General features: G+C 74.4%; 11 protein-coding genes. 3 read left to right on the top strand and 8 right to left on the bottom strand.

Annotated features, from left to right (window positions below; genetic code table 11):
* Window positions 1–138 precede the first annotated feature (138 nt).
* Window positions 139–1,728: a hypothetical protein gene (locus tag ACRYMY_RS04815; RefSeq protein ID WP_432546133.1), complete on the top strand. Its 1,590-nt coding sequence runs from the start codon at window positions 139–141 to the stop codon at window positions 1,726–1,728.
* Window positions 1,725–3,833: a nuclease-related domain-containing DEAD/DEAH box helicase gene (locus ACRYMY_RS04810; protein WP_432546132.1), complete on the top strand. Its 2,109-nt coding sequence runs from the start codon at window positions 1,725–1,727 to the stop codon at window positions 3,831–3,833. Before ACRYMY_RS04815 ends, ACRYMY_RS04810 begins: the two co-directional genes overlap by 4 nt.
* A 30-nt stretch (window positions 3,834–3,863) precedes the next feature.
* Here the strand turns inward: ACRYMY_RS04810 and ACRYMY_RS04805 are convergent, their stop codons facing one another.
* A complete protein-coding gene (locus ACRYMY_RS04805; RefSeq protein WP_432546131.1) occupies window positions 3,864–4,301 on the bottom strand; it encodes a hypothetical protein in 438 nt (145 codons plus the stop codon).
* A gap of 173 nt (window positions 4,302–4,474) precedes the next feature.
* Between ACRYMY_RS04805 and ACRYMY_RS04800 the strand changes: the two genes are divergently transcribed.
* Window positions 4,475–5,731 (top strand): Fic family protein, encoded by a 1,257-nt coding sequence (locus ACRYMY_RS04800; protein WP_432546130.1) that lies wholly within the window; start codon window positions 4,475–4,477, stop codon window positions 5,729–5,731.
* Between the two features lie 295 nt (window positions 5,732–6,026).
* Here ACRYMY_RS04800 and ACRYMY_RS04795 read toward each other — a convergent pair whose 3' ends face one another.
* The 7 genes from ACRYMY_RS04795 to ACRYMY_RS04765 form a co-directional block, all read right to left on the bottom strand.
* Window positions 6,027–6,815, bottom strand: a complete 789-nt coding sequence (locus ACRYMY_RS04795; protein ID WP_432546129.1) for a hypothetical protein — start codon at window positions 6,813–6,815, stop codon at window positions 6,027–6,029.
* A gap of 26 nt (window positions 6,816–6,841) precedes the next feature.
* A complete protein-coding gene (locus tag ACRYMY_RS04790) occupies window positions 6,842–8,884 on the bottom strand; it encodes an alpha-galactosidase (protein WP_432546128.1) in 2,043 nt (680 codons plus the stop codon).
* On the bottom strand, window positions 8,881–9,711 hold the full coding sequence (locus ACRYMY_RS04785; RefSeq protein ID WP_432546177.1) for a carbohydrate ABC transporter permease: 831 nt from the start codon (window positions 9,709–9,711) through the stop codon (window positions 8,881–8,883). Before ACRYMY_RS04785 ends, ACRYMY_RS04790 begins: the two co-directional genes overlap by 4 nt.
* A gap of 41 nt (window positions 9,712–9,752) precedes the next feature.
* A complete protein-coding gene (locus ACRYMY_RS04780) occupies window positions 9,753–10,649 on the bottom strand; it encodes a carbohydrate ABC transporter permease (RefSeq protein ID WP_432546176.1) in 897 nt (298 codons plus the stop codon).
* Between the two features lie 86 nt (window positions 10,650–10,735).
* Window positions 10,736–12,037: an ABC transporter substrate-binding protein gene (locus tag ACRYMY_RS04775; protein ID WP_432546127.1), complete on the bottom strand. Its 1,302-nt coding sequence runs from the start codon at window positions 12,035–12,037 to the stop codon at window positions 10,736–10,738.
* Complete coding sequence (locus ACRYMY_RS04770; RefSeq protein ID WP_432546126.1) at window positions 12,034–13,377, bottom strand: cellulase-like family protein; 1,344 nt, start codon at window positions 13,375–13,377, stop codon at window positions 12,034–12,036. Before ACRYMY_RS04770 ends, ACRYMY_RS04775 begins: the two co-directional genes overlap by 4 nt.
* On the bottom strand, window positions 13,374–16,769 hold the full coding sequence (locus ACRYMY_RS04765) for a DUF5107 domain-containing protein (RefSeq protein WP_432546125.1): 3,396 nt from the start codon (window positions 16,767–16,769) through the stop codon (window positions 13,374–13,376). Before ACRYMY_RS04765 ends, ACRYMY_RS04770 begins: the two co-directional genes overlap by 4 nt.
* Window positions 16,770–16,854: the final 85 nt, after the last annotated feature.

Raw genomic sequence — 16,854 nt, 5'->3', positions numbered from 1 at the left:
GACGCATCCGGGCGGGTTGATCCGGTCGCAGGCTGCTCCAAGTGGGGCGTCTTCCTCGACCCAGAACCCGAAGCGCCCGAAGTCCTCATGGACAGGGAGCCAGTCGAGCAGGTGCTCCGATGCGGCTGAAGGTGTGTGGTGCAGGTCCAGTACATCGTCGACTTCGACGTCCGCGGGTGCGACCTGCCCGACGGTCGGAGCGTCTTCGACGCCCTCTTGCGGCACGTGCAGGAGTGGCTGGAGTTCGGCCACCTCGACGTCCCCGACCTCACCGCTGTGCCGGCCGACGGCGCGTGCGAGCTGCGCCGGAGGGGCTTGCCGCCCGCCGACGCGTCGTGGACGGTGGCCGAGGGACCGCGGCAGCTGACGTGGCACCAGGTCCGAACACCGTCCAGCAAGGCGGTGCGCATTGACCTGCGCGCGCCCATCCCCGGCGCCCACGCCGTCCACGTCACCGGGGTGACCATCGCCCACGACAACACCCGCGAGGCGGCGACGCTGCGGGTCGTCACCGGGCGGGAGTCGCTGGGCGGCTGGATCGCGCCCGCGCCGCTGTCGTTCCTGCGCCAGCCCGCCGTCGTCCGCCGCGTCGTGGAAGACCCGGCGCTGGACGTCGTCGCCTACGGGTACCCGGTCGACGGCACCCGCAGCGACGTCACCACCGCCGGTGAGGCGCAGGTACTCCTCGAGGCGTTGGCTCGGCAGGAACGGCTCCCGGTGCTGCTCGTCGCGCCGTCCCACGTCGACCACGCGGCCTTCGCCGACGCGGCCGCGCTCGAGCTGCCCGGTCTGGCGACCGTCGTGTGCGTGCGGTCCGCGGGTGCCCGGCAGGCGCTCGCCCAGCGGTGGGCGGGTCTGGCCCTGACGCCCGGGCAGGCGCGGCTCGTGTGGCCGGACGCGGCGTCGCCCCGGCACCCGCTCCTCGACCTGGGTCGGCTCGAGCAGGAGCTCGCGGGGGTGCTGCTCGACGAGCTGGTGCGCACGCTGGCGCCGCTGTCGGTCGTCGCCCGAGGTGTCGACGTGCCGTTCCGGCGCGTCGAGCGGGCCGCGCGGGCGCTCGCGCGCGCCGAGCTCGCCGCCCGCGTCACCTCCGCCGGAGCCGCCGGCGACGAGCACGCCGAGCTGGCCGCGCTGCGCGCGCAGGCCGCGGCGGCCGAGCAGGAGGTCGAGGAGTGGGTGGGGGAGGTGCAGCGCCTCGAGGCCGAGGTCGCCGCTCTGAGCGAGGCCCTCGCCCGGCCGGCGTGGACGCGCCCCGCCGAGGAGGCGCTGCCCGACTGGGACGACGCCCCGGCGCTGGACCCCTCCGACGCCGGCCCGCTGCTGGACTTCCTCGAGCAGCGCAGCGGCGGGCGGCTGCGCTTCACCGCCGACGTGGCCCGCACGTGGCGCAAGTCCGGGTACGCCCACCCGCACCTCATGCGGCAGGCGCTCGTCGACCTCGCCCGCGCCGCCGTCGCCTTCGCCAACGCGCAGGGGACCATCACCGCCCGGCTCGGTGACTGGTTCCGCGAAACCGTGGGCCTCGACGTGGCGACGACCGACCTGGCCCTCAAGCGGTCCGGGCGGGCGCGTTTCGAGTTCGAGGGGCAGCAGCTCGACGGCGTCCCGCACGTCAAGCTCGGCGACGCCAAGAAGCCGAACGAGTGCGGGCGGATCTACTTCGCCCACCAGAGCGAGCCGGCGCGGTTCGTCGTCCACCACGTCGGCGTGCACGACCTGCACCCGTGACCACCGTCGTGAGCACCGCCGAGCCGGCCGGCGCCTCGCAGCTGCGGCTCGCCCGCCGCGCGAAGGCCGAGGCCGCCGAGTACGCGCGGCTGCTGGAGGACGCGCAGCGCCAGTACCGCCGCCACCGCGCCGCGGGCGTCTCCGAGCAGCGCGTCTTCCGCCTCCTCGCCGCCATGGAGTCGCTCGGCTGGCGCACCCTCGCCGACCGCAAGTGGCCGGGCACCCGCGCCGCCAACGTCGACTTCCTGCACGTCGGCCCCGGCGGGGTCCTCGTGGTGGACGTCAAGAACTGGGCGGAACCGGAGGTCGTCGACGGCCGCCTGCAGCGTGGTCAGGAGGACGCCCAGGACGACGTCGACAAGCTCCTGCGGATCGCCGACCTGGTGGAGGAGAGCACCGCCGACATCGGCCTCGCGCCCAGCCAGGTCGTGCCCGTCCTCGTCTTCGCCGGCCGCAGCCTGCAGGCGCGCATCGGGCGGGTCGTCCTCCTCGGTGAGCAGGACGTCGTGCCGTGGGTCAACCGGCTGGGCGGTGCGCTCACCGCCGAGCAGGTGCGCGAGGTGGCCGACGTCCTCGACCGGGACTTCGCCCCCTACGAGGACCCCGGCGCGGTGGAGGACCCGCCGCAGCTGCCCGTCGTCGTCCCGCTGCCCGAGACCGCAGCGCAGGGGGAGCAGCTGGCCCTACCGACGCTGCAGGACGTCGAGCAGTCCCTCCTCGACCGCGCGTACAGCACCTCCGTCGAGGAGTGGATGACCTTCCTGCACCCCGCGCAGGTCAAGGTGGTCCGGCAGAGCCGCAACGGGCCGGCGCGCCTGCGCGGGCCGGCGGGAACGGGGAAGACCGTGATCGGCCTGCACCGCGCCGCGTACCTCGCCGCCCGGCGGCCGGGGCAGGTCCTCGTCGTCTCCTTCGTCCGCACCCTGCCGACCGTCCTGGAGGGCCTCTTCGCCCGGCTCGCCCCCGAGCACGCCGGGAAGGTCGTCTTCACCGGGCTGCACCGGTGGGCGTCGACCTTCCTCGCCGACCGGGGTGTCGCGGCCCGCGTCGACGGCACGCGCGCCGACACCTGCTTCTCGCGCGCGTGGATGGCCGTAGGGCGCGACAAGCTCGGGGACGTCGAAGGAGTCGGCTACTGGAAGGACGAGGTCTGCAAGATCATCAAGGGGCGGGGCCTCACCGAGTTCGAGCAGTACCGAGCCCTGCGGCGTGTCGGACGCTCCACCCGGCTCGACGCGGCGCAGCGGGAAGCGGTCTGGGAGCTGTACGTCGCCTACACGGTGTTCCTGCGGGAGGCGGGCGTCCGCGACTTCGACGACCTGCTCCTCCTCGCTCTCGACGAGGTCCGTCGACGCCCGCTCGACCCGCCGTTCTCCGCCGTCGTCGTCGACGAGGTGCAGGACCTCAGCCGCGTCGGGGTGCAGCTGCTGCACGCCCTCGCCGGCGACGGCCCGGACGCCCTCACCCTCATCGGTGACGGGCAGCAGTCCGTGTACCCCGGCGGGTTCACCCTTGCCGAGGCCGGCGTCAACGTCCGCGGGCGCTCGACCGTCCTGCGCACCAACTACCGCAACGCCCGCGACGTCCTGCAGGCAGCCCTCGACGTCATCTCCGCCGACGAGTTCAGCGATCTCGACGACGACCTGCAGATCGGGCAGCGCGACGTCGATACTGCCCGCGCCGGTGGCGTGGTCGTCCGCGTCGACGCGGCGGACGGACGGAGCCTGGACGCGGCGCTGACCTCCGCGCTCAAGCGGATCCCCGAGGACGGTGTCGGGCTCAGCGACTGCCCGGTCCTGGCCGCCACCACCAAGGAGGCCAACCGCCTCGCCGGGGTCCTGCGCCGCGCCGGCCTGCCCGTCGTACCGCTGGAGGACTACGCCGGCCGGCCCGTCGACGCCGTCAAGGTCGGCACCATCAAGCGGTCGAAGGGGCTGGAGTTCTGGGCGGTGTTCCTGCCATGTGCCCAGGAGCAGCCGCCACCGCGGAGGGCGGAGGAGTCGGACGAGGCCCACCGCGACCGGTGTGCGCTGCACCGGCGGGAGCTCTTCGTCGGGATGACGCGGGCGCGAGACAGGTTGTGGCTGGGGCGGCTGAATCCGTGACGAGTCCCCGCTCCGGATTCAAATTAGCGGTCAGGTCGTCGCGGCGTCGTGCTCCAGCGAGGCGCGCAGAGCAGCGATGAGCGGCTTCAGCTGGAAGTCGACGTTCCCCCGCTCGATCCTGGGGCGTCGCTTGGCGATGTGCTTGCGGTACGTGTCCTCGAAGGTGAGGGCCGCTTCCTCGGCTTCCCCGGGCGCGACCAGGCGGCACTGCGCCACCACCAGGCTGAAGTCGTCCAGCGCGCGCTGGAACTCCGCCTTTTTGTCCGCCGTCGGGTCGAGCGTCCACTCCGTCGATGCCCGCTGCACCCGCCGGCCGCGCTCGACGACCTGCGTGGAGAACTCGACCATCCGCGTCCGGTCGGCCGCACGCAGGGTCAGCCGCGCGAGATGCTCGGCGTGCTCCCTACCGCGCTTGTTGGCCAGGTGCGCAAACGCCAAGCCTGCGATGCCGATGACGACGGTCGACACCGGAGCGATCCACTCAGCCGCCACCACGGACCTCCTCGGGACAGTGTCCAGGAGGCTACCGTCCGTGTTCGTCATCGCAGCTCTGATGCATCGCGGCGCCGGCCTCTCCGTCGCGGCTGACTACGAAGCGACCATAATCAAGGTTCTTGCTCAACCTTGATTATGATGCTGTCATGGTCCGCTTGGTGAGCGCCGTCTGGAGCCCCGATCCGGCCGACGTGGTGGGGCTGCCGCGGCGGCACCGTCAGCCCTGCCGCTACGACGCCTTCGTCCCCGACACCCTCGTGGGACGGGAGGTGGTCCTGCCCGCCGACGTGATCGCCGACGTCTCCGACGCCGAGCGCGCCGTCCAGGCGCTTAACACCTCCGACCTGCCCTACCGCGGCTACGAGGCGATCGCCCGGCTGCTCCTGCGCGCCGAAGCGGTCGCCTCCTCCCGCATCGAAGGCTTGGAGATCGGCGGTCGCCGGCTGGCGCGCGCCGACGCGGCACGTGCCGCGGACGGCTCCTCGCCCGACGAGGGCGCCGCGGAGGTCCTCGGCAACATCGACGCGATGCGCGCCGCCGTCGACGACGTCGCCCGCCGCCCCCGCGTGGGCGTCGGCGGCATCCTCGACATCCATCGTGCTCTGCTGGGCGGTACCCGCGACGCCTCCTGGGCGGGCCAGGTACGCGACCGGCAGAACTGGATCGGCGGGTCCAGCTACAACCCCTGCCGCGCGGACTTCGTGCCCCCGCCGCCCGGGGAGGTGCCGGCGCTGCTGGACGACCTGGCCGCCTACCTGGAGTCGGACTGGCACTCCCCGCTCGTGCAGGCGGCGATCGCCCACGCGCAGTTCGAGACCATCCACCCCTTCGCCGACGGCAACGGCCGCACCGGCCGCGCGCTGATCCACGTCGTCCTCACCCGCCGCGGCCTCAGCCCGCGGCACGTGCCGCCGATCAGCCTCGTGCTGGCCACCCGCAGCGCCGACTACGTCGCCGGCCTCACCGCCTACCGGGCCGACGGCCTCGCCGACTGGATCGCCGTCTTCGCGGCCGCGACGACGGAGGCGTGCGAGCGCGTCGCCGGGCTCACCACCGGCCTCGCCGACCTGCGGCAGCGGTGGCGCGCCGCGGTCGGCGCCCTCCGCGCAGGCTCGACGACGGCCCAGCTGATCGACGAGGTGCTCCCGCAGGCGCCGGTCCTCACCGTCGCGCAGCTGGTGCGGCTCACCGGACGCTCCGCCCAGGCCGTCAACCAGGCCGTCGACCGGTTGCACGCCGCGGGCATTCTGCGGCAGACCACGGCTGGGCGGCGCAACCGCGCCTTCGAGGTCGACGGGCTCATCGACCTCATCACCGGCTTCGAGCGGTCCCTGGCGTCACCGGCCGGGGATACCGCGGTCGAGCCGCCGGCGCGGCCGGTGCCGCGACGACCGGGACGCTGAGGCGTCGAGCAGCGAACCCGCCCAGATGTCTGGGTCGAAGGCGGTGAGCCGCGGATGTTCGAGCGGCGGTACGTATGGCGACAGGGGAAATGCTCAAACACCAAAGACGCAACGGCTCCGAGGAGCTGTTGTGTCTTTGGCGTTTGGCCTGAGCGGTGAGGGGCTGTGTACGTTCAACCATCCGTGATCACCGCGGGTGGGGAGGAGGCTGACAGGGAGCCTGCAGGGGTGAGGGGACACGCCGCGGTTCGAGAGCGCTGGAGCGGCGTGTCGCGCGGTGCGTGCAGGCTGGCTGTCAGGCCTCGTGGTGGGCGGTGAGCGTCAGCTGCCACGTGAGGCCGCTGTCGGTGTCGAGAACGCCGGTCTCCCCGGCGCTCGCGGTCGCCAGGTCTGCGGCCGCGCCGAGCAGCGGTTCGACGCCCACCGACCGGTACGGCGCCGACTCCGGCCACCCGTGAAGGTTCCGCCACCCCACGAGGGACACCGGCCCGCTGCCGCGCACCACCCACCACCGCAGGGACAGCCGGTCGGCGCCGTCGACGACGTCGACGCGGTCGGTGGCGACGACGGCGCAGCGGGCGGTGCCGTCGTCGGGGCCGAGGACGTCGAGCGGGACGCCCGCGCCATCGGGCCAGGTGGTGCGCACGGATTCGCCGGGAGCCGGCTGGTCGAGGACCGTCACGGCCGGCGCGCCGGGGAGGATGAGGCGGGCGGTGGGGGAGAGGTCGAGGAGGGCGTGCACGGCGTGCAGCACGCGCGCGCCGGGCGGGCCGGACACGTCGTAGGTCGCGACCACCGCCCCGTCCTCCACCGACAAGGTCCGTCGCAGCGACAAGGACCCCGTCCGCACCGACGCGCACCCCGGCCCCTCAGGAGTCCACACCCGCGACCACACATCGCCGTGGTCGGGCGCCCCGCGCAGGGTGGGGAAGCACTCCTCCACCCCGCCCGCGTCGACGAACGCGTCACCGGGACGTACGGCGGCGCGCGCCGCCGCGGGCACGGTGGGGTTGCGCCACAACCACTCCCGCTCGGGCGTGCGCAGCGACGTCCACCGCCCGCCGCGGGCGTCGTCGGTCTCCACGACCAGCGGACGTGGCCGCCACCCGCTCACACGCGGTCCAGCACGACGACGTCGCAGTCGCCGCGCGACCACGTCACCACCAGCCCGTCCTCCACCCGGACCGTGGAACCGTCGGAGCGCGCACGCAGCAGGGAACCGGCGGGCAGGTCGCCCAGCGGCACCCGCCAGGCGGCGGGCCGGCCCGGCCGCGCCCACGCCAGCACGACGACCGTCGCCCCGTCCGTGTACTGCACCGCGTAGGCGGTGTCGGCGGGCGTGCCGTGCCGGCGCACCAGGCCGCCGTGCAGGACGTGCCGCACCGAGCGGTGCAGCGCCACCAGCTCGCGCACCCGCTCGCGCTGCTCGGGGTTCCAGCGCAGCAGGTCCCCGCCCAGGCCCATGACCCCGGCCATCGCGACGACGCACCGGAAGTCGAGGCTGACGGGTTCGCGGTCCAGCACGTCGGGCTCGTCGGTCACCCAGGAGCTCATCACCCACGCCGGGTAGGCGGACAGGAAGCCGTGCTGCACGGCCAGCCGGTCGCGCGGGCCGGTCTCGTCGCTGGGCCACACCACGTCCGTGCGGGCCAGCACCGCCAGATCGATCCGGCCGCCGCCGCCCGCGCACGCCTCGACGGTCACGTGCGGGAACTCCACGCGCAGCGCGTCCAGCACCCGGTAGTACGCCTGCGTGTGCCGCCACGACCAGTCGTCCCCGCCGGGCGCGGCGCCGCCGCCGTCGGTGACGGCGCGGTTCATGTCCCACTTCAGGTAGCTGATCTCGTACCGGCCGAGCAGGCGGCGCAACGTCTCCAGCACCCACGCCTCCACCTCCGGCCGGCCCAGGTCGAGCAGGAGCTGGTGGCGCAGCCGCACCGGGTCCCGGCCCGGCGCGCGGTGCACCCAGTCGGGGTGGGCGCGGTACAGGTCGCTGTCCTCGTTCACGGCCTCCGGCTCCACCCACAGCCCGAAGCGCAGGCCGCGCTCGCGCACGCCCGCGACGAGCGGCTCCAGCCCGCCGGGGAACTTCACGGGGTCGACGCCCCAGTCGCCGAGCCCGGCGCGGTCGGAGGTGCGGCCGCGGAACCAGCCGTCGTCGACGACGAACACCTCCGCGCCGAGGTCGGCGGCCACGTCGGCCAGCGCGAGCTGGTGCTCCACCCGCACGTCGAAGCCGTTGGCGTACCAGGAGTTCGCCACCACCGGCCGGTGCTCGGGGCCCGTGGAGCGAGCCAGAGTGCGCTGGTAGGCGTGCCACGCCTGGGCGGCTTCGTCGGGCCCGCCCGGCACCCACAGCCCCGCCAGCTCCGGGGTGGTCACCGACCCGCCCGGCGGCAGGGTCACCACGCCGGACTCGTCGTCGGGGCCGCCGGCCACCCGCACGTGGTCGGTGAACGGCACGGCCTCCACCTGCAACCGCCACGACCCGCTCCACGCCAGCGCCACCGCGTACGTGCCAGCGTCCCGGCCGTCGCGGGCGCGGACGGTGACGACGGGGGAGGCGCTGTGCGAGGTGGTGCCCTGCCGGCTGCCGAGGCTGAAGGTCCCGACGGGCAGGTCCACGACGGCCTCGGTGAACTCCCGCGACCACGCCCCGGTCAGCGTCCCGACGCGCGCGCCCGGCCCCACCGGCGGGGTGAAGGCGCCGCCCCAGCAGCGCAGCAGCTCCACCGCGTGACCGGAGCGGTTGTGCACGACCGCGTGCTTGGTGACGACGTCGTGGGCGGTGCTGCTGCGCAGCACCAGCTCCACGTCCAGCCCGGCCAGCTCGTCGGTGAACGGCGCGCGCAGCTCGTGCGCCTCCCCGTCCACCGTCAGCACCTGATCACCGGCGGGGCGCAGCCGGGCGCCGCGCAGCCCGTCGGCGCGGCGCACCACGAGCTCGGCGGCGTGCGCGGCGCGGGTGCCCAGGGCGGTGGCCTCCAGGGGCAGCAGGTCCAGCGGCGTCTCGAAGGACGTGCGCCGCGGCGCCCGGGCCGGCTGGGCGCCGCCGCGCGCACCCCAGTGCACGCGCACCAGGCCCGCCCCGTCCGGCGCGAGCGCGACGACGTGCTCGCCAGAGCGGGTCGGCAGCGTCCACGGGCCGCTCACTTGTTCGAGCCCACGAGCAGCCCGGAGACGAACTGCTTCTGGAAGAGGAAGAACACGATGGCGGTGGGGACCGCCGCCACGAGGGAGGCCGCCGCGATGACGTTCCAGGCGCTGGAGTAGCCGCCCATGAGGTTCAGCAGCGCCGCGGTGATCGGGAACTTGGACTCCGAGCGCAGGACCGTCAGCGCCCAGATGAGGTCGTTGAAGATCCACGTCGTGGCCAGGGCCGCCAGCGCCGCCATCGCCGGGCGGCTCAGCGGCAGGACGATCCGCCAGTAGATGCGCCCCGCGCCCGCCCCGTCCAGGCGGGCGGCCTCGAACAGCTCCTCCGGCAGTCCGCGCATGAAGCCGTGCAGCACGAAGGTGTAGAAGCCGATGCCGAAGCCGACCTGCACCGCCACGAGCGCGAAGAGGGTGTCGGCGATGCCGAGGGACTCGCTGATCCGCGCCACCGGCACCAGCAGGATCTGCGGGGGCAGCAGGTTGCCGGCCAGCATCGCCAGCAGGATCGTCTTGCGGCCGGGGATCGCGAAGCGGCTGAGGGAGTACGCCGCCCACGACGACAGCACCAGCGAGGCCAGCACCGCGCACGCGGTCACCGCGATGCTGTTGCCCAGTGCTCGCACGAGGCCGCCGCCGCTGAAGGCCGTCGCGAAGCCGTCCAGGGTGAAGGAGGCGGGCAGCGCCGCCAGCCCGCGGGCGGCGATGTCGTCGAAGGAGCGGAAGGAGATGAGCCCGACGTAGACGATCGGGCTCAGCCACAGCAGGGTCAGCGGCACCATGACCACGTGCAGCCACGGCGAGCGGGCCCGCCGCGGCCGGCGCATCTGCGGGACGGCGGCCGTGCCGGGGGCGAGGGTGGTGGCGCTCACGACTGCTCCTCCGCGCGGGCCTGGCGGGCCAGGTAGGTGATGATGAAGCCGATCGCCAGGACGAAGATGACGACCGCGATCGCCGAGGCGTAGCCGAGGTTCCCCGACGTGAACGCCTGCTGGAACATGTAGGTGCTCAGCAGCTGCGTCGTGTTGTAGGGGCCGCCGCGGGTCATCGCCCACACGATGTCGAAGGTGCGCAGCGAGTCGATGACGGTGACCGCGAAGACCACCGTGTTCACCCCGCGCAGCTGCGGCATGACGATGTGCCAGAAGCGCTGCCAGGCGCTCGCGCCGTCGACGGCCGCGGCCTCCTCCAGCGTGGCGTCGCAGCCCTTCAGCCCCGCCAGGTACAGGACCATGATGTAGCCGACCTGCCGCCACACCGCTGCGACGAGGATCGCCGCCAGCGCCACGTCCGGGTCGGCCAGCCACTGCCGCGTCAGCGACTCCAGCCCGACCGCCTCCAGACCGGCGTTGATGGGGCCGCCCGGCTGGTACATGACCCGCCAGAACAGGCCCGTCACCGCCATCGAGACGACCATCGGCAGGTAGATGGCGCTGCGGTAGAAGCCCACCCCGCGGCCGGGCTTGTTGAGCGCCACCGCCAGTGCCAGGCCGCCGACGACGGACAGGACGCCGAAGCCGACGACCCACAGGGCGTTGTTGGTCAGCGCCGTGCGGAAGATCGGGTCGTCGGCCAGGTCGGTGAAGTTCTGCAGGCCCACCGGCTCGGCCGGGCTGATGCCGTTCCAGCGGGTCAGCGACAGCGAGAAGGAGTTGGCCGCCGGCCAGAAGACCCAGAACAGCTCCACCGCGACCGGTACCAGCAGGAAGACCCACACCAGCAGCGGCACCCGCCGCAGCCGCGCCCCCAGCGACGGGGCGCCCAGCCGGGCGGGGCCGCGTGCGCCGCCGGCGGGACGGGAGCCGCCGGGCCCCCGCCGCGCCGGCCGCGCCGCGGCCCTCACGTCGCTGCTCACTGCCCGAAGACCCCCTCCGCGGCCCGCTGCCACTCCTCCAGGATCCGGTCGCGCGAGCCCGGGTCGGCGAGGAACTGCGTCAGCGCGGTGTCCGCCGTCGTCTGCAGCGCGTCGGAGGAGTCCCGGTTGAAGAACTGGGTGATCTCCTCCGTGGAGTTGAGCAGCTCGATGCCCTTCTGCACCAGCGGGCTGAACTGCGAGGTGTCCACGTCCGGGGACGTCGGCAGGTTGGACGAGCCGGACTGCTCGATGAACGCCTGCTGCTGCTCGGGGGCGGCCAGGTAGGACAGGAAGGCGATGGTCGCGTCCGGGTCGGAGGTGCCGGCCGCAGCGAAGTAGCCGTCCGTGGGCGCCTCCTCGGCCGTCGGCACGTCCGGGTTGATCACCGGGACGGAGAAGAAGTCCAGGTCGTCCTGCTGGTCCTCGGGGAAGTACTGGGTGACGAAGGCGCCGATCAGGTACATGCCGGCCTGGTCCTGCGCCATCGGCACGGCCGCGTCCTGCGCCGAGTAGGAGGCGGCGTTCGGGTCGAAGTACGGGATGAGCCGCTCGTACTGCTCCATCACCGCCACGACCTCCGGATCGGTGAAGGAGTGCTCCCCGGCCAGCAGCTCGCGGTGGTACTGCGCGCCGTTGACACGCAGGTTCAGGTAGTCGAACCAGCCCGACGCCATCCACGGGGTCGAGCCGATGCCGTTGGCCAGCGGCGCGACGCCCTGGCCCGACAGGTTCTCGCACAGCGCGAGGAACTCGTCCCACGTCGCCGGCGGCTCCACGCCCCACTGCTCGAAGGCGCTCTTCTTGTAGAAGACCGACCACCAGTAGTAGTTGGTGGGGACGAAGATCTGGGTGCCGTCGTCGGCGGTGGACAGGTTCTTCAGCGCCTCGGAGAAGCCGGCGCACGCGCCGTCGCCCTCCCACATGCTCGACACGTCCAGCAGCAGGCCCTGGGCGGCGTAGTCGCGGGCCACCGACCCGGCGTACCAACTCATGACGTCCGGCGGGGTGTTCGAGCGCAGGTAGTTGGTCAGCTGGGCGCGGAACTGCTCCGTGGCGACCGAGTTCATCGTCACGTCGCCGTCGTAGCCCTGCACGATCGCCTCGAGGGCGGCCTTGGGGGCGGTGTCCTGGATGGAGTTCTGGAAGACGATGCCGCCGCCACCACCGCCCCCTCCACCGCCGGCGGCCGCGCCGCCGCCCTCCGAGCCGCTGGTGCCGACGCAGCCGGTCAGCAGACCGGCCCCGCCGAGGCCGGCCGTGGCCGCGAGCAGGCTGCGCCGCGAGAGTCGGGAGTTCATCGTCGAACCTCCTGTGCGCCGTCCTCGGCGCGGTCGGGGTGGGTGGGGTCGTGCTGGTCGGAGGGGGCGGTACCGGTCAGGAGGGCCGCGCACTCGCGCTGCAGGGCGACGTCGGCCCACATGCTGTGCTGGGGCGCGGCGTTGGAGCAGACGACCGCGCCCCACGCGCCGAGGCGGTGGGCGTCGCGGACGGCCCGGCGGCACAGTTCGGCGCCGACCGGTCCCTCCTCGAAGCGGCCGTGCCGGGGGGTGTAGCCGACGTATCCCTCGCCCAGCACCAGGGGGATCCCGCGGGCGGCGGCGTGGTCGGCGGCGACCTCCAGCCAGAGCGTGAGCTTCTGCTCCACCGCCCGGCGGTGCTCCCCCCAGCGGTCGTACAGCCAGCGGTCGAAGGCCTCCGGGTCGCACCAGTCGTGCACGTACATCTCCGGCAGCGACACCACGGTGGCGTCCAGCTTCCACGCGTTGGCCTCGCCCGGTCCCCACTCGGCCACCGCGGGGGCGCCCGAGCGCAGCAGCGGCGCCGCCTGCTCGCGGGAGAACTCATCCACCGGCCCGCGCAGGCCGAAGACGTCGATGAGCTCCTGCAGGTTGCCGTAGGCGTAGGGGTGGACGACGAGGACGTCGGCGCTGGGCGGGACGGCGCTCAGCGCGGCGACGGGGACGCCGGCGTAGTTCACCGTGCACAGCCGGTCGGGGTGGCGCTGCTTGAAGCGGCGGATGCCGCGCTCCAGGCGGTCCGTCAGCGCCCGCACCGCCGGGTCACCGCGCTCCACGCCCAGGCCGTCGACGAGGAAGCCGATCTGGACCTCGTTGTGCAGCTCGGTGAACAGCACCGTCTCGTCCAGGCCCTCGGCGACCAGCAGGTCGAGCAGGTCGGCGTGCGCGTCGGCCAGGACCTCGGCCCGCTCCTCCGGGTCCACCGCGTGCAGGGCCTCGTACCAGCCTGGGTCGAGCGCGAAGGACGGCGACTGCTGGTACTCCCAGCTGGACACGATGACGTGCACGCCGTGGCGCTGCGCGGCGCGGAAGAACGCCAGCGTGTGCTCGCGCGCGTCGATCGTCGTCTCGTGCGCCACGTCGTACCAGCGGACCCCCTGCCCGTACTCCCCGCCCAGCGGACCCAGCCGCAGCGCGGAGACGTCCAGGCCGGAGCGGAACAGCAGGAACGGCATCGCGCAGATCCGCACCGTGTTGTACCCGCGCTCGACGGCCTGCGCGAAGGCGGCGTCCAGGTCCTCGAACGGCTCGCCCGGCCCCGTGCGCACGTACCAGGAGAAGTCCCACAGGCTGATGACGAGCTTCTCCGGCGCACCGGCCGGCAGGTCGCGGGTCCTCATCGGGCCACCTCCTCCACGCGTGTGACGGGTACGGCGGGCACGCCCAGCAGCTCCGGGCAGGTCTCCAGCGCGTGCGCCAGGTCGGCCGCGTGCCGGCTGGCCGCCAGCCGCGGGTCCGCCAGCAGCTCGCGCGCGCGGCCGGCGTCGCCGTCCAGCAGCGCCAGCTGGGCGTCCAGCACCGCCGTGCGCCGGTCGCGCACCACGAGCGGGTCCTCCTCGAACAGCAGCAGGTCCGGCAGCGAGGTGGCGAAGTAGTCCACGACCGGCACGGCCGCCGCGAACGCGTCGCGGAAGCGGCGCAGCGACGCGGTCAGCGGGTCGTCGTCGCGGCCCAGCCGGCGCAGCGCCAGCACCGAGGAGAACGTCGCCTCGCTGTGCTCCTGCGTGCTCATCGCGAGGAAGTCCCCGCGGTGCTCGGCCGCGACCTCCCACGCCGCGCGCGCCGCGGCGGTGTCGCCGGTCGCGGCCAGCGCGTCGCCCAGCAGCAGGTGCAGCTGCGCCGTCGCCGCCAGCGGGTGCCGCGCCTCGCCCAGGCACGCCGGGCTGTCCAGCGCCGCCCGCAGGTGCGCGACCGCGGCGGCCGGGTCGTCCGCGAGCGCCTCCAGGGCCAGGCGGGTGCGGGCCCGCTCCCACGCCGAGAGGACCTGCCCCTCCCCGCCCTCCCACGGCTGGAACGTGCGGCCGGTCAGCAGCTCCAGGGACCGGGCCGCGCCGCCGGTGCTCACCAGCAGGTGCGCGACCTCCACGAGCGCGTCGTCGCGCTGCTCGGCCAGGTCCCAGCGCTCGCGCCAGCGCGCCAGCCGCTGCTGCGGGCTCAGGCCGCGCAGCGCGTCGAGCTGGTCCACCTCGAAGCGCAGCCGCGCCTCGTCCGGGGCGGCCTGCTCCGCCCGCGCGTACGCGGCGCGCGCGGCCTCGAGGTCGTGGTGGTCGTTGACCAGGGCCAGGCCGAGGTTGCGGTGCGGCACCGGGTCGTCCGGGGCGCCCGCCGCGCCGGCCAGCCAGTCCTCCACGGCGTCGGCGTGCCGTCCCGCCGCGTACAGCCAGTGCCCGCGCAGCGCCCGCGCCCGCGGGTCGGCCGCCGAGGCGCCCAGCGCGGCCACGTCCTCGCGCCGGCCGGGGAAGCACCACGTGGTGTCCCGCGCGGCGGCGTCGGCGCGCGCGGCGGCCGCCTCCGCGGTGCGGCCCAGCCGGTCGAGCACGAGGGCCCGGTGGTGCGCCAGCAGCGGGCCGGCCGCCGGCTGCCCCGACGCCCGCAGGGGTTCGCGCGCCTCCGCCTCGTCGAGCACGCGCAGCGCGCCCTCCAGCTCCCCGGCGCCGGCCAGCTCCAGCGCCACGTCCAGGCAGGTCTGCGCGTCGGCGCTCGCGGGCAGGCCGTCCAGGTGGCGCAGCCACGCGTCCAGCGGGTCCAGGGCGCGCGCGGCGGCCAGCACGTCCTCCGCGTCGTCGCCGAGGCGGCGGCGGCACACCACCTCCAGGGCGGCGGCCTGCAGGTGCTCCGGCTCCACCCGGCGCACGTCCGCCAGCCGGTGCAGCGCGGCCGCGGTGCGTCCGGCCCGCGCGTCCAGGCGCGCCATCCGGTACCCGGCCGGACCCCGCCACGCCCGCGTCCACGACGCGCGCCCGTAGGCGTCGTAGGCGTCGGCCTCGCGGCCGCGGGCCTCCAGGACCACACCCAGCAGGTACAGCGCGGTCGTGTCCTGCGGGGTGGGGTGGCGGGCGGTGAGGCGGTCCACCGCGCGGCGCAGCAGGTCCTCGGCGTCCTCGTCCAGGCCGGCGCGGTAGGCGCGCACCGCCAGGCCCACGAGGCTCGGCACGTGCCCGGGGTCGCGGGCCAGCGCTTCGCGCCAGTACGGCTCGGGGGAGCGGGTCGCGTGCCGGTACAGCTCCAGGTGCTCGGCGGTCAGCGCCAGCTCCTCCACGCTCGTCACGTCCGCCGGCGCAGGGGGCTCGGTGGCCGGGCCGGGGACCTCCCCGATCCCGGTGCGCTCCTCGGCGGTGCTCCAGCGCACCAGCTCCCGGTCCTCGTGGACGACGGACACCTCCACGTCGCCGGCGGGCACCTCGTGCACGCGCAGCAGCGCCACCGACGGGTCCAGGTCCACCGTCTCGGTCGCGACGACGTCCCCGCCGGCGCGCAGCTCCACCCGCACCCCGGCGCGCGGGCGGGTGACGACGACGGCCAGCCGGACCCGGTTGCCGTCCTCGCGGCGCAGGCTCACGGCGGCGTCGGCGCTCGCCCGGTCCACCGGGCCGGTGTGCCGCACCGGGTACCAGGACTGGGTGAACACCTTCGTCTCCCCGGGCGCCAGCACCGAGAAGTCCGGCTGGTTGTCGGTGAACACCCCCGCCATCAGCTCCACGTAGTGCGCGCCGTCGTCGGACAGGTTCGCGTCCCAGGCGTGCCCGAACGGGGAGTTCCCCCACGTCCACTGCTTCTTGCCGACCGCGACCTGGTGGTCGGCGACGTGGACGAACCCGACGCCGCTCGCGTGGTCGTAGCCGCCGAAGAAGTCCTCCCGGCTGCCCAGCGCCATGTACGACGTCGGCACGGGGATCGTGCGGTACCAGTCGATCCGGTCGCCCGTGCCGCGCGCGCCGCCGGCCGCGGTAAAAACCTCGCCGGCGCGGGCGGGGTAGTCCACGCCGTAGTAGTGCCGGTCCGCGGCCGGGTAGGCCGTCACGGCGCGCTTGGCGTGGTCGGCGACCACCGTCACGTCGTGCGGGAAGAAGGACTGGTAGTCGTCGTCGACGCGGGCGGCCACGTTGGCCCACCACAGAAACGACTGCGGCAGCTCGGTGCGGTTGGCCAGCCGCACCTCCAGCTCCAGCACGGAACTGCCCGGGCGCAGCCGCAGCGCGTGCGTGCCCCGCATGCGGGTGAACGGGTCGTGGTCGGAGCAGCGGACGACGACCGCGCCGTCCTCCTCGGTCACCGCATCCCAGTCCGTCGGCAGGTAGGTGCCCGGGCGGTGGTGCTGCGGCCAGTTGAACTCCACGCCCCCCGCGATCCACGGGCCGGCCAGCCCCACGAGGGCGGGTTTGACGACCGGGTTGGCGTAGAACAGGTCCCGGCCGCTGGTGCGGTCGCGGACCACGTGCACGCGCCCGCCCAGCTCCGGAAGCACCACCACGTGCAGCCACTCGTTCTGCAGGTGCACCGCCGTCCACGCGTGCTCGACGGGCTCGTCGGCGATGCGGTGGTGGAACGGCAGCGGGTACACCCGCCCCGAGGAACCCTGGTAGACGCGGCGGTCCAGGTAGGCAGGAAACACCTCCGGCGGCAGCGGGTGGTACGTCGGCAGCGTCAGCGGCGCGCTCCAGGCCGCGGCCGGGGCGTCCGCCAGGGCGGCGGGCCGGGCCGGCAGGCCGAGCTGCGTCTCGTCGTCGAGCATGCCGCGACCGTAGGCCGGTGATCACCGCGCCGGGAAGGGACGATCCGACGCGAGCACCTGGACGATCCGACGGTCGAGACCACCC

Origin of the sequence: Kineococcus haloalkalitolerans (assembly GCF_050871905.1) — a bacterium.
GTDB lineage: Bacteria > Actinomycetota > Actinomycetes > Actinomycetales > Kineococcaceae > Kineococcus.
This window is presented reverse-complemented; position numbering and strand designations above follow the sequence as displayed.

Coding starts and splice junctions, on each gene's coding strand:
- ACRYMY_RS04775 (WP_432546127.1), bottom strand. CDS start 12,037: ATGAACTCCCGACTCTCGCGGCGCAGCCTGCTCGCGGCCACGGCCGGC.
- ACRYMY_RS04785 (WP_432546177.1), bottom strand. CDS start 9,711: ATGCGCCGGCCGCGGCGGGCCCGCTCGCCGTGGCTGCACGTGGTCATG.
- ACRYMY_RS04770 (WP_432546126.1), bottom strand. CDS start 13,377: ATGAGGACCCGCGACCTGCCGGCCGGTGCGCCGGAGAAGCTCGTCATC.
- ACRYMY_RS04765 (WP_432546125.1), bottom strand. CDS start 16,769: ATGCTCGACGACGAGACGCAGCTCGGCCTGCCGGCCCGGCCCGCCGCC.
- ACRYMY_RS04800 (WP_432546130.1), top strand. CDS start 4,475: ATGGTCCGCTTGGTGAGCGCCGTCTGGAGCCCCGATCCGGCCGACGTG.